23 protein-coding genes are annotated in these 25,236 nt (G+C 62.8%); 19 read left to right on the top strand and 4 right to left on the bottom strand.

Annotated features, from left to right (window positions below; translation table 11 throughout):
• Nucleotides 1–60: 60 nt before the first annotated feature.
• Nucleotides 61–1,014 carry a glutathione synthase gene (gene gshB, locus AC07W4_RS01955; protein WP_007995429.1) on the bottom strand — a complete coding sequence of 318 codons (954 nt, stop codon included), beginning with the start codon at nucleotides 1,012–1,014 and terminating at the stop codon, nucleotides 61–63.
• Between the two features lie 235 nt (nucleotides 1,015–1,249).
• On the opposite strand from gshB, the gene pilG reads away from it, so the two are divergent.
• The 15 genes from pilG (at nucleotide 1,250) to madM (ending at nucleotide 18,845) form a co-directional block, all read left to right on the top strand.
• Nucleotides 1,250–1,654 carry a twitching motility response regulator PilG gene (gene pilG / locus AC07W4_RS01950; protein ID WP_007987791.1) on the top strand — a complete coding sequence of 135 codons (405 nt, stop codon included), beginning with the start codon at nucleotides 1,250–1,252 and terminating at the stop codon, nucleotides 1,652–1,654.
• A 57-nt stretch (nucleotides 1,655–1,711) separates the two neighbouring features.
• The gene (gene pilH, locus AC07W4_RS01945; protein ID WP_007897961.1) at nucleotides 1,712–2,077 is read left to right on the top strand and encodes a twitching motility response regulator PilH; all 366 of its coding nucleotides are present in this window, start codon (nucleotides 1,712–1,714) and stop codon (nucleotides 2,075–2,077) included.
• Nucleotides 2,078–2,087: 10 nt separating this feature from the next.
• Nucleotides 2,088–2,627, top strand: a complete 540-nt coding sequence (locus tag AC07W4_RS01940; RefSeq protein WP_495031317.1) for a chemotaxis protein CheW — start codon at nucleotides 2,088–2,090, stop codon at nucleotides 2,625–2,627.
• Between the two features lie 153 nt (nucleotides 2,628–2,780).
• On the top strand, nucleotides 2,781–4,841 hold the full coding sequence (locus AC07W4_RS01935) for a methyl-accepting chemotaxis protein (protein WP_032829695.1): 2,061 nt from the start codon (nucleotides 2,781–2,783) through the stop codon (nucleotides 4,839–4,841).
• A gap of 37 nt (nucleotides 4,842–4,878) precedes the next feature.
• Entirely contained in the window at nucleotides 4,879–10,893 is a 6,015-nt protein-coding gene (locus AC07W4_RS01930) for an Hpt domain-containing protein (protein WP_495031316.1), read from the top strand.
• Entirely contained in the window at nucleotides 10,886–11,347 is a 462-nt protein-coding gene (locus tag AC07W4_RS01925; protein WP_495031315.1) for a chemotaxis protein CheW, read from the top strand. Before AC07W4_RS01930 ends, AC07W4_RS01925 begins: the two co-directional genes overlap by 8 nt.
• A gap of 247 nt (nucleotides 11,348–11,594) precedes the next feature.
• Nucleotides 11,595–13,265, top strand: a complete 1,671-nt coding sequence (gene mdcA, locus AC07W4_RS01920) for a malonate decarboxylase subunit alpha (protein WP_495031314.1) — start codon at nucleotides 11,595–11,597, stop codon at nucleotides 13,263–13,265.
• Nucleotides 13,265–14,140, top strand: coding sequence for a triphosphoribosyl-dephospho-CoA synthase (locus AC07W4_RS01915; protein ID WP_495031313.1), 876 nt, complete (start codon nucleotides 13,265–13,267; stop codon nucleotides 14,138–14,140). The genes mdcA and AC07W4_RS01915 overlap by 1 nt, the downstream gene beginning before the upstream one ends.
• Nucleotides 14,140–14,439 carry a malonate decarboxylase subunit delta gene (locus AC07W4_RS01910; RefSeq protein WP_008001147.1) on the top strand — a complete coding sequence of 100 codons (300 nt, stop codon included), beginning with the start codon at nucleotides 14,140–14,142 and terminating at the stop codon, nucleotides 14,437–14,439. The genes AC07W4_RS01915 and AC07W4_RS01910 overlap by 1 nt, the downstream gene beginning before the upstream one ends.
• Complete coding sequence (locus AC07W4_RS01905) at nucleotides 14,432–15,283, top strand: biotin-independent malonate decarboxylase subunit beta (RefSeq protein WP_495031312.1); 852 nt, start codon at nucleotides 14,432–14,434, stop codon at nucleotides 15,281–15,283. The genes AC07W4_RS01910 and AC07W4_RS01905 overlap by 8 nt, the downstream gene beginning before the upstream one ends.
• On the top strand, nucleotides 15,280–16,083 hold the full coding sequence (gene mdcE, locus AC07W4_RS01900) for a biotin-independent malonate decarboxylase subunit gamma (RefSeq protein WP_495031311.1): 804 nt from the start codon (nucleotides 15,280–15,282) through the stop codon (nucleotides 16,081–16,083). Before AC07W4_RS01905 ends, mdcE begins: the two co-directional genes overlap by 4 nt.
• Nucleotides 16,077–16,697 (top strand): malonate decarboxylase holo-ACP synthase, encoded by a 621-nt coding sequence (locus tag AC07W4_RS01895; protein WP_495031310.1) that lies wholly within the window; start codon nucleotides 16,077–16,079, stop codon nucleotides 16,695–16,697. The genes mdcE and AC07W4_RS01895 overlap by 7 nt, the downstream gene beginning before the upstream one ends.
• Complete coding sequence (mdcH, locus tag AC07W4_RS01890; RefSeq protein ID WP_495031309.1) at nucleotides 16,694–17,605, top strand: malonate decarboxylase subunit epsilon; 912 nt, start codon at nucleotides 16,694–16,696, stop codon at nucleotides 17,603–17,605. Before AC07W4_RS01895 ends, mdcH begins: the two co-directional genes overlap by 4 nt.
• Before the next feature lie 57 nt (nucleotides 17,606–17,662).
• A complete protein-coding gene (gene madL / locus AC07W4_RS01885) occupies nucleotides 17,663–18,079 on the top strand; it encodes a malonate transporter subunit MadL (RefSeq protein ID WP_008050285.1) in 417 nt (138 codons plus the stop codon).
• Nucleotide 18,080: 1 nt separating this feature from the next.
• Entirely contained in the window at nucleotides 18,081–18,845 is a 765-nt protein-coding gene (gene madM / locus AC07W4_RS01880; protein ID WP_007987763.1) for a malonate transporter subunit MadM, read from the top strand.
• 111 nt (nucleotides 18,846–18,956) lie between these two features.
• On the opposite strand, the gene AC07W4_RS01875 is transcribed toward madM, so the two are convergent.
• Nucleotides 18,957–19,871 carry a LysR family transcriptional regulator gene (locus AC07W4_RS01875; protein ID WP_008001122.1) on the bottom strand — a complete coding sequence of 305 codons (915 nt, stop codon included), beginning with the start codon at nucleotides 19,869–19,871 and terminating at the stop codon, nucleotides 18,957–18,959.
• 131 nt (nucleotides 19,872–20,002) lie between these two features.
• Here AC07W4_RS01875 and trhA point away from each other — a divergent pair, with 131 nt between their 5' ends.
• Nucleotides 20,003–20,620, top strand: a complete 618-nt coding sequence (gene trhA / locus AC07W4_RS01870) for a PAQR family membrane homeostasis protein TrhA (protein ID WP_495031308.1) — start codon at nucleotides 20,003–20,005, stop codon at nucleotides 20,618–20,620.
• A gap of 121 nt (nucleotides 20,621–20,741) precedes the next feature.
• Here the strand turns inward: trhA and AC07W4_RS01865 are convergent, their stop codons facing one another.
• A complete protein-coding gene (locus AC07W4_RS01865; RefSeq protein ID WP_495031307.1) occupies nucleotides 20,742–21,659 on the bottom strand; it encodes a LysR family transcriptional regulator in 918 nt (305 codons plus the stop codon).
• Nucleotides 21,660–21,768: 109 nt separating this feature from the next.
• On the opposite strand from AC07W4_RS01865, the gene AC07W4_RS01860 reads away from it, so the two are divergent.
• The 3 genes from AC07W4_RS01860 to AC07W4_RS01850 are packed head-to-tail and all read left to right on the top strand — an operon-like array spanning nucleotide 21,769 to nucleotide 24,320.
• Nucleotides 21,769–23,010 carry a D-amino acid dehydrogenase gene (locus AC07W4_RS01860; RefSeq protein ID WP_495031306.1) on the top strand — a complete coding sequence of 414 codons (1,242 nt, stop codon included), beginning with the start codon at nucleotides 21,769–21,771 and terminating at the stop codon, nucleotides 23,008–23,010.
• Nucleotides 23,011–23,037: 27 nt separating this feature from the next.
• Entirely contained in the window at nucleotides 23,038–23,388 is a 351-nt protein-coding gene (locus AC07W4_RS01855) for a RidA family protein (protein ID WP_008050280.1), read from the top strand.
• 29 nt (nucleotides 23,389–23,417) lie between these two features.
• A complete protein-coding gene (locus AC07W4_RS01850; RefSeq protein ID WP_495031305.1) occupies nucleotides 23,418–24,320 on the top strand; it encodes a transporter substrate-binding domain-containing protein in 903 nt (300 codons plus the stop codon).
• Nucleotides 24,321–24,421: 101 nt separating this feature from the next.
• On the opposite strand, the gene AC07W4_RS01845 is transcribed toward AC07W4_RS01850, so the two are convergent.
• Nucleotides 24,422–25,141, bottom strand: coding sequence for a 16S rRNA (uracil(1498)-N(3))-methyltransferase (locus AC07W4_RS01845; RefSeq protein WP_495031304.1), 720 nt, complete (start codon nucleotides 25,139–25,141; stop codon nucleotides 24,422–24,424).
• Nucleotides 25,142–25,236: the final 95 nt, after the last annotated feature.

Genomic DNA, 25,236 nt, shown 5'->3' with positions numbered 1-25,236 from the left:
AGGAAACCAACATCGCGTTTTCACAGGCCGCGCATGATAACGCAATGTTGGTTTGGCTAATCAACGTGCCTTGAGCTTCTGATCGATGGCATCCATCAACATGCCGCCGATGTCAGTGCCAAACGCGTTATCGATCTCGCGAATGCAGGTCGGGCTGGTGACGTTGATTTCGGTCAGGTGCTCGCCGATCACGTCCAGGCCAACGAACAACAGGCCTTTTTCACGCAGGGTCGGGCCGACTTGCGCGGCGATCCAGCGGTCCTTGTCGGTCAGCGGGCGGGCTTCGCCACGGCCACCGGCAGCGAGGTTGCCACGGGTTTCGCCCTGGGCCGGAATCCGCGCCAGGCAATAATCCACAGGCTCGCCATCGATCATCAGGATGCGCTTGTCACCGTCCTTGATCGCCGGCAGGTAGGCCTGGCCCATGATCTGCTGGGCACCGAGGGCGGTCAGGGTTTCGAGGATCACCGACAGGTTCGGATCGCCCGCGCGGTGACGGAAAATCGACGTGCCGCCCATGCCGTCCAGCGGCTTGAGGATCACGTCGCCGTGCTTGGCGGCGAACTCACGCAACACGTCGGCGCGGCGGCTGACCACGGTCGGCGGCGTGCACTGCGGGAACAGTGTGGCGAACAGCTTTTCGTTGCAGTCACGCAGGCTTTGTGGCTTGTTGACCACCAGCACGCCAGCGCGCTCGGCCTGTTCCAGCAAATAGGTGGAGTAGACGAACTCCATGTCGAACGGCGGATCCTTGCGCATCAGGATCACGTCCAGATCGCTCAGCAGCGCGTCGCTTTCGGCGCCCAGTTCGAACCATTTTTCCGGGTTGGCGAAAACCTGCAGCGGACGCATCCGGGCCCGGGCCTGGCCTTCGCCCTGATACAGGTCGCGCTGTTCCATGTAGAACAGTTCCCAGCCACGCTTCTGCGCGGCCAGCAGCATGGCCAGCGAGCTATCCTTTTTATAGGAAATGCTGGCGATAGGGTCCATGACAATCCCGACGCGAACGCTCATTGGGTTTTCCTCGAAAATTGGCTACCGGATCGGTATGAAAAAAGTGGCGTCAGAGTGGCGCTGAGTGTGTTCCCGGTCAAGGAAAAACCACCTTGCGGGTCGGCCGATAGATTGGTTCTGGAGACTGTGCTAAAAAGGCTGCCATGTCGTGCCGGCCCTTGAGCATCAAGGGTTTCGAGCCGCGTTAACCGGCAAACGGACAATTTGTTTCGCAAAGGCGACGGTAGAGCATTTTATGGAACAGCACCCCAGCGCCTTGAAGGTCATGGTGATCGACGATTCGAAGACGATCCGTCGCACCGCCGAAACGCTGCTCAAGAACGTGGGTTGTGAGGTCATCACGGCCATCGACGGTTTTGATGCCCTGGCCAAGATTGCCGACAACCACCCCGGCATCATCTTTGTCGACATCATGATGCCGCGCCTGGATGGCTATCAGACCTGCGCCCTGATCAAGAACAACAGCGCGTTCAAGTCCACGCCGGTGATTATGCTGTCGTCCAAGGACGGGCTGTTCGACAAGGCCAAGGGGCGCATCGTCGGCTCCGACCAGTTTTTGACCAAGCCGTTCAGCAAGGAAGAATTGCTTGATGCGATCCAGGCCCATGTTCCTGGCTTCGCCGCCGTTTTGCCGCAGTAGGACACGCACAGTGATGCTCGGCCATCGGGCCTGGCGTCGACAAGAATGGGGAAGACCATGGCACGTATTCTGATCGTCGATGATTCGCCGACCGAAATGTACAAACTGACCGGCATGCTGGAAAAGCACGGTCATGAAGTGTTGAAAGCCGAAAACGGTGCCGACGGCGTCGCCCTGGCCCGCCAGGAAAAGCCCGATGCGGTCCTGATGGACATCGTCATGCCCGGCCTCAACGGCTTCCAGGCGACCCGCCAGCTGACCAAGGACCCGGAAACCGGGCACATCCCGGTGATCATCATCACCACCAAGGATCAGGAAACCGACAAGGTCTGGGGCACGCGCCAGGGCGCCAAGGATTACCTGACCAAGCCGGTCGATGAAGACACCCTGATCAAGACCCTGAACAACGTGCTGGCCGGTTGATCGTCAGGCCATGAACGAGTCGCTGACGGCCTTCGAGTTGCTGCTGCAAATCGACCAGCGCTGTCGTTTGCTGGCGGCGGACTTGCCGTCCCAGCCACCCCGGCGGGACAGCTGGAGCGGCATCGGTTTTCGCCTGGGTGAGCACTGGTACGTCGCGCCCATGAGCGAAGTCAGCGAAGTCTTGCACGAGCCGCGCTCCACTCAGCTACCGGGGGTCAAACCCTGGGTCAAGGGTGTCGCCAACCTGCGCGGGCGTTTGCTGCCGGTCATGGATTTGGGCGGCTTCTTCGGGCACGAGCTTTCGGCGGTGCGCCGACAGCGGCGGGTGTTGGTGGTGGAACATGAAGAGGTGTTTGCCGGTTTGCTGGTCGATGAAGTCTTCGGCCTCCAGCACTTTGCCCAGGACAGCCTGGAGCCGGTACCGGCAGACGAGTTGAAGGGGCCGGTGGCGGCGTTCGTCAAAGGCCGTTTTCAGTGCGAGCAGAGCTGGCAGGTGTTCAGCCCGTTTGCGTTGACGCAGTCTCAGGGGTTCATGAACGTCGCGATTTAACCGGAATACCACAGATCCAATGTGGGAGCGGGCTTGCTCGCGAAGGCGGTAGATCAGCCAATATCAATGTTGAATGGACTGCCGCCTTCGCGAGCAAGCCCGCTCCCACAGGGTTGCGGGCGGGCCCGGAAGTGGGTTAACAGGCGAGGACCGATGATAAAAGCAAAAGCAGGCAAGCCAATGGAAGGGTCGCGCAGCCGGTCGCAGATTATCGTGCTGTTCATCGCGCTGATCATCTTTATCATGCTGCTGTTCGCCAACTTCGCGTACCTCAACACCCAGGCTACCTACGACAAACAGTACATCGGCCACGCCGGCGAACTGCGCGTGCTGTCCCAGCGGATCGCCAAGAACGCCACCGAAGCCGCCGCCGGCAAGGCTGCCGCGTTCAAGTTGCTCAGCGATGCTCGCAACGATTTTGCCCGGCGCTGGGGTTATCTGAAGAAGGGCGATCCTGCCACCGGCCTGCCGCCGGCCCCGGCTACCGTGCGTCCAGAGATGCGTGCGGTGCAACAGGACTGGGAACGCCTGCTGAAAAACACCGATGCGATTCTTTCCAGCGAGCAAACCGTACTGTCGCTGCATCAGGTCGCCGCGACCCTGGCCGAAACGGTGCCGCAGTTGCAGGTCGAGTACGAGAAAGTCGTCGAGATTCTCCTGCAACGGGGCGCTCCGGCGGCCCAGGTGGCCATGGCTCAGCGCCAGTCGCTGCTGGCCGAACGGATCCTCGGCGCGGTCAACACGGTATTGGCCGGTGACGAAAACTCACAGCAGGCCGCCGATGCGTTCGGGCGTGACGCAACGCAGTTCGGCAAGGTACTCAACGGCATGCTCCAGGGCGACCCGGCGCTCAAGGTCAGCCAGGTCGAAGACCGCGACGCCCGTGCGCGTCTCGCGGAAATCTCCGAGCTGTTCGAGTTCGTCTCGGGCTCGGTGGACGAGATTCTCGAAACCTCGCCGGAGCTATTCAAAGTCCGCGAATCGGCCTCGAACATTTTCAGTCTGTCGCAAACCCTGCTCGACGAAGCCTCACACCTGGCCAGCGGTTTCGAAAACATGGTCGGCGGGCGCACCACCGACACCATAGGCGGTTATGTGCTGGGCTTGCTGGCGCTGGCTTCGATCATCCTGATCGGCCTGGTGATGGTGCGCGAAACCAATCGTCAGTTGCGCGAAACCGCCGAGAAAAACGAGCGCAACCAGAACGCGATCATGCGCTTGCTCGACGAAATCGAAGACCTGGCCGATGGCGACCTCACGGTAACGGCCTCGGTGACCGAAGACTTTACCGGCACCATCGCCGACTCGATCAATTACTCCGTCGACCAGTTGCGCGATCTGGTCGCGACCATCAACCTCACCGCCGGCCAGGTGGCCGCCGCCGTGCAGGAAACCCAGGCCACCGCCATGCACCTGGCCCAGGCCTCGGAGCATCAAGCCCAGCAGATTTCCGAGGCCTCCATGGCGATCAACGAAATGGCCGAATCCATCGACCAGGTGTCGGCCAACGCGGCGGAATCTTCGGCGGTTGCCGAGCGCTCGGTGGAAATCGCCAACAAGGGCAACGAGGTGGTGCACAACACCATCCACGGCATGGACAACATTCGCGAACAGATTCAGGACACCGCCAAACGCATCAAGCGTCTGGGCGAGTCCTCCCAGGAAATCGGCGACATTGTCAGCCTGATCGATGATATTGCCGACCAGACCAACATCCTTGCCCTCAACGCGGCCATCCAGGCGTCCATGGCCGGTGACGCCGGTCGCGGCTTCGCCGTGGTCGCCGATGAAGTGCAGCGCCTGGCCGAGCGCTCGTCCGCCGCTACCCGGCAGATCGAAACCCTGGTGCGGGCGATCCAGACCGACACCAACGAAGCAGTCATCTCCATGGAGCAGACGACGACCGAAGTGGTGCGCGGCGCTCGTCTGGCGCAGGATGCCGGTGTGGCCCTGGAAGAAATCGAGGGCGTTTCCAAGACACTAGCGGCGTTGATCCAGAGCATTTCCAATGCGGCGCAACAGCAGACGTCGTCGGCCGGCCAGATTTCCCTGACGATGAACGTGATCCAGCAGATCACCTCGCAGACGTCGTCGGGTTCCACCGCCACGGCCGACAGCATCGGTAACCTGGCGAAAATGGCCAGTCAGTTGCGTCGTTCGGTGTCCGGTTTCACCTTGCCGGATGCCAAGGTGCAGGTTGTGGACAAAGCTTGAACCGCCCATGGGTATCTGAATCGTGATTGGAGTGGTTATGGGTGATCGGCACGACTATGTGGCCCTCGAGTGGGTCAAGGGCGAGATTGCCGAAACGCTGAAACAGGCTCATCACGCGATTGAAAACCTGCTCGATGACCCGCAGGCGACCCAAGCGCTGGATGATTGCCTGGCATGCATCCATCAGGTCCACGGCAGTTTGCAGATGGTCGAGTTCTACGGCGCGGCGTTGCTCGCCGAAGAAATGGAACAACTGGCCATGGCCTTGCAGGGCAACCGTGTCAGCCATCGCGACGAGGCGTTGCACCTGTTGATGCAGGCCCTCGGGCAGTTGCCGGTCTACCTCGACCGGGTGCAGGGCGCGCGTCGCGACTTGCCACTGGTGGTGTTGCCCCTGATCAACGACCTGCGCAGCGCCCGTGGCGAAAGCCTTTTGTCGGAAACCAGCCTGTTCAGCCCGCAATTACCCGAGTTGCCAGCGCTGGACGCACAAACGCTGGCGCAACTGGAACCGGCTGATTTGCCCGGTGTGCTGCGCAAGCTGCGACAGATGCTGCAAATGGCGCTGGTCGGATTCCTGCGTGAACAGGACAACGACACCAACCTCGATTACCTGGCCAAGGTCTTCACCCGCCTCGAAGCACTGTGTGCCGACGCCCCCCTTGGCCCGTTATGGCAGGTGGCATCGGCGCTGGTCGAAGGCATGCAGGGCGGTGCGATCGCCAACAGCCCGGCCTTGCGCAGCCTGTTCAAGGATGCCGACAAGGAACTCAAGCGCCTGCTCGAACAAGGCATGCCAGGCATCAATCAACCGGCCCCGCCGGAGCTGCTCAAGAGTTTGCTGTTCTACATTGCCAAAGCCGAACATCTCACCGGGCAGATGCTGACCATGAAAGAACGCTACTCACTGGACGACGCGCTGCCCGACAGCGCGATGGTCGATGAAGAACGCGCGCGGCTGGCCGGGCCCGACCGTGATGCCATGCGCTCGGTGTTGGCGGCGCTGTGCGAAGAGCTGGTGCGGGTCAAGGAGCGCCTGGACCTGTTCGTGCGCAGTGACCGCCAGCACACCTCCGACCTCGACAGCCTGCTGGCGCCGCTGCGGCAAATCGCCGACACCCTGGCGGTCCTGGGTTTCGGTCAGCCGCGCAAGGTGATCATCGATCAACTGGCGGTGGTGCTCAGCCTCGCCCAAGGCCAGCGTGAACCCAACGATGCGATCCTCATGGACGTTGCCGGGGCCCTGTTGTACGTCGAAGCGACACTGGCCGGCATGGTCGGAACCGTGGAGCCGGAGAGCCAGGACGACAATCGCCTGCCAACCACCGACCTGACGCAGATCCATCAGATCGTGATCAAGGAGGCCCGCATCTGTTTGCAGCAGGCCAAGGACATGATCGTCGACTACATCGACGCCGATTGGGACCGCCAGCATTTGCAGGCGCTGCCGGCCTTGCTGACCCAGGTGCGCGGCGCGCTGGCGATGATTCCCTTGAGCCGGGCGGCGAGCCTGGTCGAAACCTGCAATCACTTTATCCGCGAGCACCTGTTGCTCGAGCCGGGTCAACCCGGCTGGCAGGAGCTGGACAGCCTGGCCGATGTGGTCACCAGCATCGAGTACTACCTCGAGCGCCTCAGCGATGACCCGCAGGCCCAGGGCGAAAACCTGCTCGATGTCGCGGAAAAAAGCCTGGCGAGACTCGGGTTTTTCCCCAGTGAGCAGCATGTGCCCGTGCTGGATGATGTGCTCAACCCGACTGAAGCGCAGGTCATGCAGATGATGCAGGAGCTGGATGATCCGCAGACCGTCCAGACCCTGGCCGATGTGCTTGCCAGCCCGGTTTCGAGCCTGAACCCACCCGCGCTGAACACCCCGGGCAGCCTGCTGCCGCCACCTGCAGGCGAAGAACCGGTGGACGATGAGCTGCGCGAGGTGTTCCTCGAAGAAACCGACGAAGTCCTGGAGATCCTGCGCGAATACTTGCCGCGCTGGTCGGTCAACCCTGACAACCACTCGGCCTTGAGTGAGCTGCGCCGCGCCTTTCATACCCTCAAGGGCAGTGGCCGCATGGTGCGCGCTCTGGTGCTGGGCGAGCTGGCCTGGGCCGTGGAAAACCTGCTCAACCGCGTACTGGAAAACAGCGTGGAGCCGGGCGCTACGGTGCAGCAACTGATCGGCGATGTGCTGCATCTGCTGCCTGAACTGGTGGCCGAATACGCCGCCAATGCCCAGCGTCAGCGCAACGATGTCGATCAGTTGGCCGCTCGCGCCCACGCCCTGGCCAAAGGCGATGAACCGGTGTCCGATGAGGATACGCAAGATGTCGCGGCCCTCGACCCGCTGTTGCTGGAGATCTTCCGCAAAGAGGCTCAAACCCATTTAGGCAGCCTCAATCGCTTCCTTGATCAGGCCGCCGAACATGTGCCGTTGCAGGCCAGCGACGAATTGCAGCGTGCCTTGCACACCCTCAAGGGCAGTGCCTATATGGCCGGTGTGTTGCCGATTGCCGAGCTGGCCGCGCCGCTGGATCAACTGGCCCGGGAATACAAGGCGCACCTGATCGCGCTGGATCTGGATGAGCTCGAATTGCTGCTGGAAGCTGAAGGGCTGTTTCGCCTCGGCTTGCGCCAGCTCAAACGCGATCCGCTGGCGGAAATTCCCGGTGCCCGGGGTTTGACCGAGCGCGCCAGGGCGCTGCTGGCCGAACGTCTGGAAAACCTCCTGAGCACACCGAACACCGGGCTGCGGATCAAGCGCGATCCGCAACTGATCAACAACTTCCTCGCCCAGGGCATGGACATCCTGCTGGACGCCGAAAGCCTGTTGCAGCGTTGGCAGCAACACCCAGGCGAACGTCAGGAACTCAGCGCGCTGCTGGACGAATTGACCACTCTCGGCGAAGGCGCCCATCTGGCCGACCTGCACCCGGTGGATGAGTTGTGCGAAGCGTTGCTCGATCTCTACGGTGCCGTGGAAGAAAGCAGCCTGGCGGTCAGCGAGCGGTTTTTCCATGAGGCACAGGCTGCCCACGAAGCGCTGATCAACATGCTCGACGAACTGGCAGCCGGCCAGGAAGTCAGCCCGCAACCGCAACGGATCAGGGCCTTGCGCGAGCTGCTCGACGAGAGCCTTGATCCGTCGGCCATGGGCCTGATCCGCAGCGATGGCAGCCGCAGCCTGAGCATCCGCGAATTGGGCGCAGCCACCGCCGATCTAGAGCACACGCTACCTCCTGTAGGAGCGAGCCCGCTCGCGATGGACGTTAACGATGACACGTTGTCATTGGATAAACGCGGCGCCGGTGAGACCATCGCGAGCGAGCTCGCTCCTACAGGAGAAGGGCGCGGGCTGGACGATGAAATCGTTGCGATCTTCCTTGAAGAAGCGGTGGATATCCTCGAAAGCGCCGGTCAGGCCTTGCAGCGCTGGTTGCGCGACTCGGACAACGCCGCGCCGCTGTCGTCCCTGCAACGGGATCTGCACACTCTCGAAGGCGGCGCGCGCATGGCCGAGGTCGGGCCGGTCGGCGATCTGGCCCATGAACTGGAAAGCCTTTATCAGGGCCTGGTGGACCGTCGTTATGCCTTCAGCGATTCACTGGCGGCGCTGCTCAAACAGAGCCATGAGCGACTGGCGTTGTACCTCGAACAGTTGCAGCTCAACCAGCCGCTGGACGATGCCCGTGAGCTGATCGAAGCCATTCGTGCCTACCGTCAAGGTCATGCGGGTATCGCCGAGTCCCCCCGGCAGGCGACCGACAACGACGCGGCTGCGCACGATCCGGAATTGCTGGATATCTTCCTCGAGGAAGGTTTCGACATCATCGAAAGCTCCGGGGCGGCGCTGGAGCGCTGGCAGGCCCAGCCTTCGAGTCGTCAGGAAGTGGAAACCCTGCTGCGCGACCTGCACACCCTCAAGGGTGGCGCGCGCATGGTGGAAATCGCCGCGATTGGCGATCTGGCCCATGAACTGGAGTTTCTCTACGAAGGCCTGTCCACCGGTGAGCTGCAACCGACGGAGCCGTTGTTCGCGCTGTTGCAGCGCAGCCATGACCGTCTGGCGCAGATGCTCGATGCGGCCCGCGCCGGCGAGCCGATGCCGCCAGCCGACCGCTTGATTGATGCGATCAAGAATTTCAGCCACCCGGCCGTGCCTGAAGCCCCCGCGCCGGTTGCGCCGTCGGCCACGCCCAAGGCCGAGCCGCTGGCGCCGCCGTCCGATGCCGGCGCAGACATGGTCAAGGTCTCGGCGGAGCTGCTCGACGATCTGGTCAACCTGGCCGGTGAAACATCGATCTTCCGTGGCCGGATCGAACAGCAGGTCAACGATGCGCACATCGCCCTCAATGAGATGGAGACCACCATCGAGCGGATGCGCGACCAGTTGCGCCGCCTCGATACCGAAACCCAGGGGCGGATCCTCAGCCGCCAGCAAGTCGATGCCGAACGCCTGGGCTACGAGGAGTTCGACCCGCTGGAAATGGACCGCCACTCACAGTTGCAGCAATTGTCCCGGGCGCTGTTCGAATCGGCCTCTGACTTGCTCGACCTCAAGGAAACCCTAGAGCGACGCAATCAGGACACGGAAAACCTGCTGCAACAGCAGGGCCGCATCAACACCGAGTTGCAGGAAGGGCTGATGCGCACGCGCATGGTGCCGTTCGAACGCATGCTCCCGCGTTTGCAGCGCATCGTCCGGCAGGTGTCCAGTGAACTGGGCAAGGACGTGGACTTCATCGTCGACAACGCCGAAGGCGAGATGGATCGCAATGTGCTTGAACGCATGGCCGCGCCGCTGGAACACATGCTGCGCAACGCGGTCGACCATGGCCTGGAGTCTGTCGACGTGCGGCTGGCGGCGGGGAAACCGGCCAAAGGCAAGATCACCCTCGATCTGCTGCGCGAAGGGGGCGACATCATTTTCGACATCCGCGACGACGGCGCCGGTGTGCCGCTGGACGCGGTGCGGCGCAAGGCGATCAAGCGCGGCCTGCTCGCCCCGGACAGCGTCATCAGTGATCACGATGTGTTGCAGTTCATCCTGCAACCGGGTTTTTCCACCGCCGAAAAAATCACCCAGATCTCCGGGCGCGGCGTTGGCATGGATGTAGTGCACGAAGAGGTGCGGCAACTGGGCGGCACCATGAGCATCGACTCGGTGCCCGGGCAGGGTGTGCATTTCCGCATTCGCCTGCCGTTTACCGTATCGGTCAACCGGGCGTTGATGGTTCAGTGCGGTGAGGACCAATACGCGATCCCGCTCAATACCATCGACGGCATCGTGCGCGTCCTGCCCAATGAACTCGAAGGGTATTTCCGTTTCGATTCGCCGACCTACGAATACGCCGGGCAACGTTACGAACTGTGCTACCTGGGTGAGTTGCTGAAAACCAGCCCGCGCCCGAAACTGTTGGGCCAGAGCCTGCCATTGCCGGTGTTGCTGGTGCAGTGCAACGAGCGGCACATCGCGGTGTTGGTGGACGCCATGGCCGGCACTCGCGAAATCGTGGTCAAGAGCCTGGGGCCGCAGTTTGCGGCGGTTCAAGGGGTGTCCGGAGCGACGATTCTCGGGGATGGCCGGGTGGTGCTGATCCTGGATTTGCTGGCGCCGATCCGCGCCATGCAGGCCCGTGTACCCCAGCGTCCGGTCGGGCAAGAGATCGAGGCCGAACCGCACCGGCCGCTGCTGGTGATGGTGGTCGACGATTCGGTCACCGTGCGCAAGGTCACCAGCCGCTTGCTCGAACGCCATGGCATGAATGTGCTGACCGCCAAGGACGGAGTCGATGCCATGCTGCTGCTGGAAGAGCACATGCCCGACCTGATGCTGCTGGACATCGAGATGCCTCGCATGGACGGCTTCGAGGTCGCGACCCAGGTGCGCAACGACGAACGCCTGCGACACCTGCCGATCATCATGATCACCTCCCGCACCGGACAGAAACACCGCGACCGCGCCATGGCCATCGGCGTCAACGACTACCTGGGCAAGCCGTACCAGGAATCGGTGCTGCTCGAAAGCATCGCCTTGTGGAGCAAGACCCATGCTTGAGCACCGCACCAGCAACCTCACCGGCCTGCTGCTGCCGTTGGCCGACCGCAACCTGCTCCTGCCCAACGTCGCCGTTGCCGAGCTGATCGATTACCAGCAGCCGGGGACGTTCGACCTCGACACACCGCCGTGGTACCTGGGCCTGGTGACGTGGCGCGAGCGGCAGATTCCGCTGCTGAGTTTCGAGTCGGCCTGCGGGCAGAAAATCGTCATCGGTGAACGCGCGCGGATCGTCATTCTCAACGCCCTGGGCGGGCGGTCCGAGCTGAAGTTCATCGCGCTGTTGGTGCAGGGAATTCCGCGCTCCTGCAAGCTCGATAGCCAGTTGAGTTATGTGGATGTGCCGTTGTGTGCGCTGGAGCAGGCGGCGGTGCAGGTGGGGGAGCAGGTGGTGAAGGTGCCGGATTTGTTGGCGCTGGAGGCGCTGCTTGTGAATGCCGGGTTGGCCATCTGATCGCGGCCTTGCGTTGACTGCACCGGCCTCTTCGCGGGCAAGCCCGCTCCCACAGTGTCCGTGTGTTGCCCAAATTCAACGGCAACCACTAACCCTGTGGGAGCGGGCTTGCCCGCGAAGAGGCCAGTATGAGCGACGCAGATCTCGATCATTAACCTGAGCGTAACGATTCATCACTCTGCTTGATTGATGCCCCCACCCAACACTCCTAATGTGACCCCCACGACAGCGAACCCGTGGAGTGGTCATGACAACAACAATATCCCCCGACTCGCGATGGACGCGGCGGCGCAGCGAAAAGCAGCGGCGCCTCGAGCTGGTGCGAGGTCTTGCCGACGGTGTGGTGTTGCCCACCGACAACATCGTGGCGGCGTTGGAGGCCTTGATCCTGCCGGGCGATCGCGTGGTGCTCGAAGGCAACAACCAAAAGCAGGCGGATTTCCTCTCGCGTTCCCTGGCCAAGGTCGACCCCGCGAAGCTGCATGACCTGCACATGATCATGCCCAGCGTCGGGCGCTCCGAGCACCTGGACCTGTTCGAACGCGGCATCGCCCGCAAGCTCGACTTCTCTTTCGCCGGCACCCAAAGCCTGCGCATCAGCCAGTTGCTCGAAGACGGCCTGCTGGAAGTCGGCGCGATCCACACCTACATCGAACTCTACGCACGGCTGGTGGTGGATCTGATTCCCAACGTCGTGCTTTCGGCCGGGTTCATGGCCGACCGCGCCGGCAACATCTACACCGGGCCGAGCACCGAAGACACCCCGGCGCTGATAGAGCCGGCGGCCTTCAGTGACGGCATCGTCATCGTCCAGGTAAACCAGTTGGTGGACGACGTCAGCGACCTGCCGCGGGTAGACATTCCCGCCTCCTGGGTCGACTTCGTGGTGGTGGCCGACAAGCCGTTCTATATCGAACCGCTGTTTACCCGCGACCCTCGGCACATCAAGCCCGTGCACGTGCTGATGGCGATGATGGCGATCCGCGGGATCTACGAAAAACACAATGTGCAGTCCCTCAACCACGGTATCGGTTTCAATACCGCTGCCATCGAGCTGATCCTGCCGACCTACGGCGAATCCCTCGGCCTCAAGGGCAAGATCTGCCGCAACTGGACGCTCAACCCGCACCCGACCCTGATTCCCGCCATTGAAAGCGGCTGGGTCGAAAGCGTGCATTGCTTCGGCACCGAACTGGGGATGGAGAACTACATTGCGGCGCGGCCGGATGTGTTCTTTACCGGGCGCGACGGCTCCCTGCGTTCCAATCGGATGTTCAGCCAACTGGCCGGGCAATACGCCGTGGACCTGTTCATCGGCGCGACTTTGCAAGTCGATGGCGACGGTCATTCCTCTACTGTGACTCGCGGACGCCTGGCCGGTTTCGGCGGAGCACCGAACATGGGCCACGACCCGCGCGGTCGCCGCCACGGCACACCGGCATGGCTCGACATGCGCAACACGGATGTCGCCGAGCCGATGCTCGAACGTGGCAAAAAGCTCGTGGTGCAGATGGTCGAGACCTTCCAGGAGGGCGGCAAACCGACTTTCGTTGAAACCCTCGATGCGGTCGATGTGGCGAAGAAAAGCGGCATGCCACTGGCGCCGATCATGGTCTACGGCGACGACGTGACCCACCTGTTGACCGAAGAAGGCATCGCCTACCTGTACAAGGCGCGCTCGCTGGAAGAACGCCAGGCGATGATCGCCGCCGTCGCCGGGGTGACCGCCATCGGCCTGCGCCACAACCCCAAAGACACCGCGCGCATGCGCCGCGAAGGCCTGATCGCCTTGCCCGAAGACCTCGGCATCCGCCGCACCGACGCCACTCGCGAACTGCTCGCGGCGAAAAGCGTGGCCGACCTGGTGGAGTGGTCCGGTGGCCTCTACAACCCGCCCGCCAAGTTCAGGAGCTGGTAATGCACGCACTTAACCTGCAACCCAAAAACCTGAGCCTGGCCGAACGGCTGGCGGACCTGGCGGTGGACGCACTGATCGACGAAGCTGATCTGTCGCCGAAACCGGCACTGGTCGACCGTCGCGGCAATGGCGCCCACACCGATTTGCACCTGGGGCTGATGCACGCATCGGCGCTGTCCTTGTGGCCGGCCTTTAAGGAAATGGCTGAAGCCGCCATCGAGTTCGGCGAAATCGGCTTGCCCCTGCGCGAAGCCGTGGGCCGCATCGGTCGCGAAGGCGAGCAAGTGATGCTCGACACCACCGGCGGCGTGAACACCCATCGCGGTGCGATCTGGGCCTTGGGCTTGTTGATCACTGCCGCTGCGCTGCAACCTCAATCCTGCAGTGCCAATAGCGTGGCGCTGCGAGCTGCGCGGTTGGCCTTGCTTGACGACCGTTTTGCACCACGTTCGCTCAGCCACGGTGCGCAAGTCGCCCAACGCTACGGCGCTCGCGGTGCCCGTGAAGAAGCGCAGCTGGGTTTTCCGGCGGTGACCCAACGTGCGCTGCCGCAACTGCTGCGCAGCCGCGCCGCCGGTCATGGCGAGCAGAACGCCCGGCTCGATGCGCTGCTGGCGATCATGACGAGTCTGGCCGACACCTGCGTGCTTTACCGCGCCGGTGAAGAAGGCCTGAACACCATGCAACTGGGCGCCCGGGCGGTGCTCGATGCGGGTGGCAGTGCCAGCCTCGGCGGACGTCGCCGTTTGCACGAGCTGGACCAACAACTCATCGCGTTGAATGCCTCGCCCGGCGGCGCTGCCGACCTGCTCGCAGCCTGCCTGTTCATCGACCGTATCGCGTCTGGCGACGGCCTCATCCAGGGAGTGTTTTGATGGAAACCTTATCCTTTGAATTCCCCGCCGGGCAGCCGCCACGCGGTCGTACCCTGGTGGGCTGTGTCGGCTCTGGCGATCTGGAAGTGCTGATCGAACCGGGCCAGGCCGGCAAGCTGACAATCAACGTGCAGACCTCGGTCAATGGCAGCGAACAACGCTGGCAGCATCTGTTCGCACGGATGTTCGACGGTCAGACGCCGCCGGCGATGGCCATCGACATCCACGATTTCGGCGCGACTCCCGGCGTAGTGCGCCTGCGCCTGGAACAGGGCTTCGAGGAGATCGGCCATGACTGACAGCGCATCCCTGCTCAACAAGCACAGCTTCGTCGAACTCGGTGCCCGGCAACGGGCCAAGGCCCTGCTCGACGCCGGCACCTTCCGCGAACTGCTCGATCCCTTTCAACGGATCATGTCGCCGTGGCTGTCGCGCCAGGGCGTGGTGCCGCAAGCCGACGACGGCGTGGTGATCGCCAAGGGCAACCTCGATGGTTTGCCGGTGGTGATCGCGGCCATCGAAGGCGCGTTCCAGGGCGGCAGCCTCGGTGAAGTCGGCGGAGCAAAAATTGCCGGTGCGCTGGAACTGGCCGCCGAAGACAACCGCAACGGCATCCCGACCCGCGCCGTGCTGCTGCTGGAAACCGGCGGCGTGCGTTTGCAGGAAGCCAACCTCGGCCTGGCAGCCATTGCCGACATCCACGCGGCGATTGTCGATTTGCAGCGGTACCAACCCGTGGTCGGTGTGGTGGCGGGCAGCGTCGGTTGCTTTGGCGGCATGTCGATTGCCGCCGGGTTGTGCAGCTATCTGTTGGTGACCCAGGAGGCGCGACTCGGCCTGAATGGTCCGCAGGTGATCGAACAGGAAGCCGGACTCGAGGAGTACGACTCCCGCGACCGGCCCTTCATCTGGAGCCTGACCGGTGGCGAGCAGCGCTTCGCCAGTGGTCTGGTGGATCGCTATGTTGCCGACGACGTGGCGCAGATTCGCCAGCAAGTCGGCGAGTTGCTCCAGCAAGGTTTGCCGGCGCAACCACGTAGCCAACAGGCCGAGCTGTTCCTGCAGCGGTTGGCGCGTCTGGACGCCGAACCGCAAATCGAGCCGTCCGTGGTTCGCGATCTGTACCAAGGAGAACGCCCATGAGTTCGTATTCCCTGCGTGGTTTGAACTGGTTCAACGCCTTGAGCGCCGGGGCGAAAGCGGTCGAGGGATTGCCGGCTTCGCTGAAGGTCGCGGACGGTGCGCTGGGCGATCAGCCTGTGCGTTTCATCGCGGTGGTGGCCGACCCGGAGAACCGCTTCGTCCGTGCACGCAATGGCGAAGTGGGCTTGCTCGAAGGCTGGGGCCTGGCCAAGGCCGTGGATGAAGTCATCGCCGCCGATCAGCACAAGGCACGTAAACGCGCCTTGGTCGCCATCGTCGACGTGCCGAGCCAGGCTTACGGTCGACGCGAGGAAGCCCTCGGCATTCATCAGGCGCTGGCCGCAGCGGCGGGCAGTTACGCCCGTGCCCGTCTGGCCGGCCATGCAGTGATCGGTTTGCTGGTGGGCAAGGCGATGTCCGGGGCGTTTCTGGCCCACGGCTATCAGGCCAACCGCTTGATCGCCCTGCGCGATCCGGGGGTGATGGTGCATGCAATGGGCAAGGCGTCGGCGGCGCGGGTGACCTTGCGCAGCGTCGAAGAGCTGGAAACCCTGGCCGCCAGCGTGCCGCCGATGGCTTATGACATCGACAGCTATGCCAGCCTCGGGCTGCTGTGGGAAACCTTGTCGGTTGGGCAGATCGAGCAGCCGACGGCAGCGGATCTGGCGCGGGTGATCGAGTGCCTGGGTCAGGCGATGGGCGATATCGCCGAGAAGGGTGCAGATCTCAGTGGTCGTCTCGGTGCGGCCAATCGTGCGGCGTCGAGCAAGGTTCGCCAATTGTTGAGAGCACAGTGGTGAATGCGCTTCTGGCTCACGACCTGCTGTGGGGCATGACCCCGCGGCAGTTGCCTGCGGATGCCCCGACCTGGGTGATCGAGTCGATCATTGCCGGCCAGCCGGTGGTGGTCCGTCGCGCCTTGTGCGCGGCGGGACAGGTGGCAGTGGGCGTGCGTGGGCCGCTGCGTGAGCAGCGATTTGCGACGCTGATGGAAGTCGCCGCCATCACCCGGCGGGTGCGGCCGGAAGAACTTTGCCATGTTCAAGGCCAGCGTGACTTCCCGGCGCTGCGGGCCTTGGCACAACTGCGCTCGCACCTTGATGAGAGTGGCTGGGTTTGGGGTGTCAGCGGCAGCGCCGGATTCGAATTGGCCAGCGGGTTTGCCGCGTTGCACGAGGACAGCGACCTCGATCTGATCCTGCGTACGCCACGTCCGTTGAGTCGTGCCGACGCGCAGGCGCTGGTGGCCGTTCTCGACACCGCCGTATGCCGCGTGGACCTGCAGTTGCAGACACCCTTGGGCGCCGTTGCCTTGCGCGAATGGGCCGGTGCTTCGTCGCGGGTCCTGCTGAAAAATGCCATTCAAGCCACTCTGGTTACTGATCCGTGGAATCCACAGGAGCAAGCAGCATGAGTAGCCTGCTGGTGTTCCCCGGCCAGGGCGCGCAACAACCCGGAATGCTGGCTCGTTTGCCTCGGGAAACGTTGGTCGAGGCGAGCGACCTGCTCGGTGAAGATGTATTGCTGCTGGATTCTGCCGAAGCATTGCGCTCGACAAGGGCGGTTCAGCTTTGCCTGCTGATCGCTGGCGTCGCCGCTTCACGCCAGTTGACCATGGCCCCGGACTATGTGGCCGGCTTGTCGATCGGCGCTTATCCGGCGGCAGTGGTGGCCGGTGTCTTGAGTTTCAACGATGCGTTGCATCTGGTCAGCCTGCGCGGTGAGCTGATGCAGCAGGCTTATCCACAGGGCTACGGCATGACCGCGATCATCGGTCTGGATCTAGCCGCGGTGGAAGGATTACTGGCCCGGGTGCACAGCGCGCTAATGCCGGTTTATCTGGCCAATATCAATGCCGATAACCAGGTGGTGATTGCCGGTAGCGATGCTGCGATGAAAGCGGTGGCCGAGTTGGCGAAAGGTTGCGGAGCTGGCCTGGCCAAGCGTCTGGCGGTGAGCGTGCCGTCCCACTGCCCATTGCTTGAGGCACCCGCGCAACGGTTGGCCGAAGCCTTCGCCAAAGTGCTGCTGCAATCGCCGAAGATCGGTTACCTGAGCGGCAGTCGCGCGCGTCCGCTGATCAAGCCGCAAGCGTTGCGCGACGACCTGGCCTTCAACATGTGCCGCATCGTCGATTGGCGCGGCACGGTACAAAGCGCCTACGAGCGCGGCGTGCGTCTACAGATCGAACTGCCGCCCGGTGCGGTGCTGACCGGGCTGGCGCGCCGGGTGTTCGAGCAGGGCACCGTGATTGCCTTCGACGGTGCCCGGCTCGATACCCTGCAGGCGCTGATGCGTGAGGAGGGAAGCCGCCACTCCTAAAACTCAGGCTTCGAACAACAAAAACAACATTCGAAATGCACTTTGAGGACTACAACAATGATTATTTACGGTGTGGCGCTGTTGGCGATCTGTACGCTGGCAGGGGTGATCATGGGTGACATGCTCGGGGTGTTGCTGGGTGTGAAATCAAACGTCGGCGGTGTCGGGATCGCGATGATCCTGCTGATTTGCGCACGGTTGTGGATGCACAGGCGTGGCGGCATGACCCGGGAGTGCGAGATGGGTGTCGGCTTCTGGGGCGCCATGTACATCCCGGTAGTGGTGGCGATGGCGGCGCAACAAAACGTGGTCACGGCGCTGCACGGCGGTCCGGTGGCTGTGCTGGCGGCGATCGGTTCGGTGGTGGTTTGCGGTTGCACCATTGCCCTGATCAGCCGGACCCACAAAGGCGAACCCTTGCCCGATGAACCGGCGGATGTAACGCAGGTTGGCGCACCGGCAGGAGGTCGCTGATATGTGGGAACTCTTTGAGAAAGGCCTGGCAACTAACAGTCTGGTCACCGCATTCGCTTTCGTCGGCATCATCATGTGGGTGTCAGTGATTCTCTCCAAACGCCTGACCTTCGGACGGATTCACGGCTCTGCCATCGCTATCGTCATTGGCCTGGTACTGGCCTGGGTCGGTGGCACGATGACCGGCGGGCAAAAAGGCCTGGCGGACTTGACGCTGTTTTCCGGCATCGGGTTGATGGGCGGCGCGATGCTGCGGGACTTCGCCATCGTCGCCACGGCGTTCGAGGTGCAGGCCACCGAAGCGAAAAAGGCCGGTTTGATCGGTGTGATTGCGCTGCTGTTGGGCACGGTGCTGCCGTTTATCGTCGGCGCGTGCATGGCCTGGGCATTCGGTTACCGCGATGCGGTGAGCATGACCACCATTGGCGCCGGTGCGGTGACTTACATCGTCGGGCCGGTGACCGGTGCGGCCATTGGTGCCAGTTCCGATGTGGTGGCGCTGTCGATTGCCACCGGCCTGATCAAGGCGATCCTGGTGATGGTGGGTACACCGATGGCGGCGCGCTGGATGGGCCTGGACAACCCGCGTTCGGCGATGGTGTTCGGTGGGCTGGCCGGGACGGTCAGTGGCGTGACTGCGGGGCTGGCGGCGACGGATCGGCGTCTGGTGCCTTATGGCGCGTTGACTGCGACCTTCCACACCGGGCTTGGGTGCCTGTTGGGGCCTTCGCTGTTGTTCTTCATTGTTCGCGGGATTGTCGGGTAGCCACAAATCCTGAGTTGTCAGATCCGACGCCTTCGCGGGCAAGCCCGCTCCCACAGGTGCTGTGCAAATCCTTGTGGGAGCGGGCTTGCCCGCGATGGGGTCGACTCGGTTTCAAGCCTGCCGATTGGCATACATCCGACACTCCGCCAGCAACGCCAGCAGGTTCGGATCACGCTCCTTGGCTTTGAGGAACACCACGCCAATGTGCTGCTGCAACCGGTACTTTTCCTGCAACGGGATCAGCTTCACCCGGTTCTCGTACACCGCAGCAATTCGCCCCGGCAGCAACGCATAACCCACGCCCGAACTGACCATGCTCAGCAGGGTAAAGATGTCGTTGACCTGCATCGCCACCTTTGGCTCGAACCCTGCCTGCTCGAATACCCGCTTGCCGTCCTGATGGGTGGCGAAGCCCTGGGTCAGGGTGATGAAGGTTTCGTCGCGGACCTCGGCCAGGTCGACTTCGGTGCGCTGGGCAAACTTCGAGTCGGCGGGTGTGGCGAGGAAGATGTCGTCGGAAAACAGCGGGATCTGCTCGCAATCCGGGTCGTTGACGCTGTCGTCCAGCGACACCAGGATCGCATCGACTTCCATGTTCTTGAGCTTGTAGAGCAGGTCGATATTGGAGCCCAGAATCAGGTCGATGTTGAGCTCGCTGCGGCGGATCTTCAAACCCATGATCAGTTGCGGTACGGTCTTCACCGTCAGGGAATACAGTGAGCCCAGTTTGAAACGTTCGGCCGAAAACCCGGCGGCTTCGCGGGTCAGGCGCACGCTTTCGACGACATCCTGAATCAGCTTCTGCGCCCGCTCTTCCAGCACGTAAGCGCTTTCCAGCGGCGTCAGGCTGCGGCCTTCGTGCTTGAACAACGGGCAGCGCAGGGCGCTTTCCAGGGAGTGGATCGCGCGATGCACACTGACGTTACTGGTCTGCAACTCGGCAGCGGCCCGCGCCAGGTTGCCGGTGCGCATGAAGGCCAGGAACACCTCGAGTTTTTTCAGGGTCAACTCTTCATCGATCAGCATGGGGCAGGCTCTTTCTGGAATGACTCGATTGTGCCCAATTACACCGGGCCCGTCGTACAGAAACATTGCGCTTTTACACTTCAAGCCTGAGCCTTGCGCTCTGCAGCAATGAAATTCGAGGTGAGCAACGCATGTATCACGGGGAAAGACTGAACGCCTGGACGCATTTGCTCGGGGCTGTGGCGGCGTTTATCGGCGGGGTGTGGCTGATTGTGCTGGCCAGTCTCGACGGCAGCCCGTGGAAGATCGTCAGTATGGCGATCTACGCTTTTACCTTGCTGGTGCTGTACAGCGCGTCGACCGTGTACCACAGCGTGCGCGGGCGCAAGAAAGAGATCATGCAGAAGGTCGATCACTTTTCGATCTACCTGTTGATCGCCGGCAGCTACACGCCATTCTGCCTGGTGACCCTGCGCGGGCCGTGGGGCTGGACCTTGTTCGGGATTGTCTGGGGACTGGCGCTGATCGGCATCCTGCAGGAGATCAAGCCGCGTTCGGAAGCGCGGATTCTGTCGATCGTGATTTATGCGGTGATGGGCTGGATCGTGCTGGTGGCGGTCAAGCCGTTACTCGCGGCGCTGGGCACTGCCGGGTTTGCCTGGCTGGCCTCGGGCGGCGTGCTGTACACCGTGGGGATCATCTTTTTCGCCCTCGACCATCGTTTGCGACATGCCCACGGGATCTGGCACCTGTTCGTGATCGCCGGGAGTTTGCTGCACTTTGTGGCGATTCTGTTCTACGTCCTGTAAATCACCACAGTCCTCTGTGGGAGCGGGCTTGCTCGCGATGACGGCGTGTCAGTCGATCGAAATGTTGATTGATCCACCGCCATCGCGGGCAAGCCCGCTCCCACAGGTTGCTCATCAGGCTTCAGGGTTGCGCAGGACTCAGGTTCTCCAATTGCTCCCGGGCGCGGCGGCTGAAGATCTGCAACAGGTCATTGAGCGTGTGCGGCAGTGGTTCGCTGGTGCGAGTCACGGCGTACAGGGTGATCGGCAGTGGCGGGGCTAGCGGGCGGATGGTCGTGGTGCCCGGTGATGCGCCAAGGGCGGTGAACGGATCGATCACCGCCAGGCCCGCGCCGGACTCCACCATCGCCCGTGCCAGTGAGTAGGTTTGCACGGCGATGCGTACCCGGGGCGGCGGTTCGACCGCTTCCAGGTAACTGTCGAGCCGCGCGGCCAGTGGATCGGCGCTGGATAAACCGATCAGCGGCGCATCCGCCAGCGCCATCAGCGGCAACGGTTTACCTGCCTCTTCCTGAGGCCAGTAACCCCTCGGCGCCAACGCCACCAGCACGCCGGACGCCAGCGCCTGGGCCTTGAGCCCCGGGTGATCCGGGCGTTGCAGGGTCAGGGCAACATCCACTTCGCGCATCAACAGGTTCTGCACCAGTTCACGACTGTGGGCGCTGGAAAGTTCGCAAACGATGTCCGGGTAACGCCCGGTCCATTCGTGAATGGCCGGCGGCAGCAATGACAGGGCCAGCGCCGGGGTGGCACCGATGCGCAGGCTGTGGCCAGGCTCGCGGCGCAGGCTCTGCGCCAAGCGTCGCACGCCTTGCAGGCTTTCGCTGACCTTGTCCACTTCGCGCTCCAGTTCCAGCGCTTCCGGCGTCGCCTGCAACTTGCCGCGCACCCGCAAGAACAGCGGAAAACCCAATTGTTGCTCGGCGTGCTGCAACACCTTGCTCACCGCCGGCTGCGAGACGTGCAGCAATTGCGCGGCAGCGCTGATCGAACCGGTCTGGCGGATGGCCTGGAAAATCTCGATATGGCGAAGGCGCATGGCAAGTCCATAACCTTTGTTTATGGGTTTGCCATCTTTATGCATTGTTCATCGTCTGTCACCTGGCTCTAACCTTGGCCTCGTCTTCACAACGGTTTTAAGGACGGACATGGCTCAGCGTGTGTGCATCATCGGTGGCGGCGTGATTGGCCTGGCAACGGCCTATGCGCTGGTGCGCGACGGCTTCGAGGTGACGGTGATCGAGGCACGGGACTCGCTGGGCAGCGAAACCAGCTTCGCCAACGGCGGCCAGTTGTCCTATCGCTATGTCGCGCCCCTGGCCGACGCCGGTGTGCCTTTGCAAGCCATCGGCTGGATGCTGCGCGGCGACTCACCGTTGAAGCTGCGCCCGCGCTTCGACCCGGCCCAGTGGCGCTGGATGGCATCGTTCCTCGGCGCCTGCCGCCGCTCGGTCAATCGCGAGAACGCCGCGCACTTGCTGCGCCTGGCGCTGTTGAGCCAGGACACATTGAGATCCTGGCGCGAGGACGATGGGCTGACGGGATTCCAGTGGCGGCGCAATGGCAAACTGGTGACTTTCCGCCAGAACAGCAGCTTCGAGCATGCGCGCCAGGGCCTGGCCGACCCGCAGCAACAGCAAGTGTTGTCGCCGGCCGAATGCGCGCAACTGGAACCGGTGCTGATCGATGCGCCCTTTGTCGGGGCGATCTACACCCCGGACGAAGAGGTGGGCGACTGCCACGGTTTTTGCCGGCAACTGGCTGCCCGGCTGCAAGCGTCCGGCCGTTGCGAGTTTCGTCTCGGGCAAGCGGTGACCGGCATCCGCCACAGCAACGGCAGCGTCAACGCCATCGAACTGGGCGAGCAAGTGCTGCCGGTCGATCAACTGGTGATCGCCGCCGGTCATCGCAGTCCGCTATTGGCGCTGCCCGGGATGCAACTGCCGCTTTATCCGCTCAAGGGCTACAGCCTGACTGTGCCGATCGGCGCCGGTCACCGGGCGCCGGACGTGAGCATCACCGACTACGACCGCAAGATCGTCTACGCCCGCATCGGCGAGCAATTGCGAGTGGCGGCAATGGTCGACATTGTCGGCTTCGACCCCGCTTTGGACCCCAAGCGTCTGGCGCTGATCAAGCGCCAGGCCCATGACACCTTTCCCAATGCCGGCGCCTATGTCGAAGCCGTCGAATGGGCCGGCATGCGTCCGGCCACCCCCAACGGCGTGCCATTGCTGGGCGCGACGGCGTACCGCAACCTGTGGCTCAACCTCGGCCACGGCGCACTGGGTTTCACCCTGGCATGCGGCAGCGGGCGCTTGCTCAGCGAGCTGATCGGCAAGCGCGAGCCTTCCATCGACCTGCGCGGTTTCAACCACCGGGCCGCCTGAATAGCGATTTCTGAAGAGGACACTGCAATGACCATTACCCGACTGCACAGCAACCCGCGCCTGTCCGGCGCCGTGACCTTTGGCGAGCTGGTGTTTCTCTCCGGACAGGTGCCGGGCGATGCCCGGGATGCCGGCGACCAGACCCGCGAAGTACTGGCGAAAATCGATACCTTGCTGGCCGAGGCGGGCAGCGACAAGGATCATCTGCTCAGCGCGACCATTTACCTGAAGAACATCACCGAGGATTTCGCCGCGATGAACGAGGTCTGGTCGGCCTGGTTGTCGCCGGGGCAGGCACCGAGCCGCACCACCGTGCAGGCCGAACTGGCCCGACCGCAGGTGCTGGTGGAAATCACCGTCATCGCTGCACGCGTCTGATAAACCAACACCCACAACGGAGAATAACAATGCAAAAAATCACGTTGCTCGCTTGTACCCTTGGCCTGTTGCTCGGCAGTCAGGTTCAGGCCAATGAAGCGCCGCTGACCGGCACCCTGAGCAAGATCGCCAGTGCCAGCAGCATCACCCTGGGTTATCGCGATGCTTCGGTGCCGTTCTCCTACGTGGGTGATCACAGCGGCAAGCCAATGGGTTACTCGGTGGATCTGGCGGGCAAGATCGTCGAGCGCATCCAGCAGCAACTGGCGCTGCCAGACTTGAAGGTGAAGTACAACCTGGTGACCTCGCAGACCCGTATTCCACTGGTGCAGAACGGCACTGTGGACCTGGAATGCGGCTCCACCGGCGTGACCGCCGAACGGCAGAAGCAGGTGGCGTTCTCCTATGGCTTCATCTACGTAAAGGGCCAGTTGCTGACCGCGAAGGACAGCGGGATCAAGAGCTTCGCTGACCTGCGCGGCAAGAACGTGGTGACCACTGCCGGCACCACCAACGAGCGCTTCCTGAAAAGCTACAACGTCGATCACAAGATCGACATGTTCGTGATCAGTGCCAAGGACCACGGCGAGGCCTTCCAGATGCTGCAATCGGGCCGGGCGGCGGCGTTCTACATGGACGACGCGCTGCTCTATGGCGAGCGCGCCAAGGCCAATGACCCGCACAAGTGGGTGGTGGTCGGGGAGGAGCAATCGCGGGAGATCTACAGCTGCATGGTGCGCAAGGACGATCCGCAGTTCCTGGCGCTGGTCAACGGCGCGTTGGCGGATCTGTACAGTTCGGGCGAGATCAATGGCATCTACAAGCGCTGGTTCGAGCAACCGATCCCACCGAAGGGTTTGAACCTTGAGTTCCCGATGACCAGCGAACTCAAGGCGATTATTGCAAAACCGGTGAGTGATCCGGTGCAGTAGCAGCCAGATCGGCCTCTAGACCGTGTCGCGGCCATTCGCGAGCAAGCCCGCTCCCACAGAATGCGGTCAACTGTGGGAGCGGGCTTGCTCGCGAAGGCGGCCTAGAAATCACCCCAGAGTTGCTGGGCCACAGCCAGTGCAACAACCGGCGCCGTCTCGGTACGCAACACCCGCGGACCCAGCCGTGCTGCATGGAGTCCGGTCGACTTGGCCTGATCCACTTCGGCATCGGACAAACCACCCTCCGGACCGATCAGGAATGCCAGGCTTGAAGGTTTGGCATGGCTCACCAGCGGCTCGGCTACCGGATGCAGCACCAGCTTCAACTCGGCCTGCGTCTGCTTCAACCAGTCAGCCAGCAACAGCGGCGGATGAATCACCGGTACTCGCGAGCGCCCGCATTGTTCGCATGCGCTGATCGCCACCTGGCGCCAGTGCAGCAGGCGTTTGTCGGCGCGCTCGTCCTTGAGGCGGACTTCGCAGCGTTCGGTGAAGATCGGGGTGATTTCAGTGACGCCCAGTTCCGTGGCTTTCTGGATCGCCCAGTCCATGCGTTCGCCCCGGGACAGGCCCTGGCCGAGATGGATTTGCAGCGGCGACTCGACCTGCCCGGCGAAGCTTTCGTCGACCTGCACCACCACGCGTTTTTTGCCGACCTCGACCAGCCGGGCGCGAAACTCCTGGCCCGAGCCGTCGAACAGTTGCAACACATCACCCTCGGCCATGCGCAGCACACGGCTGATGTAATGGGCCTGGGCTTCGGGCAACTCGTGCTCGCCGATGCTCAGGGGGGCGTCGATGAAGAAGCGGGACAGTCTCATGCGGGGTCTCTGAAAAAGGTGTGAAAGTCTGGGGGCCGTCATCGCGGGCAAGCCCGCTCCCACAGGTGCTGTGCAAATCCTTGTGGGAGCGGGCT

This window comes from Pseudomonas sp. GW821-FHT02A08 (assembly GCF_059422045.1).
Note: the sequence above shows the minus strand (reverse complement) of the source record. Positions and strands in the feature narration are given on the sequence as shown.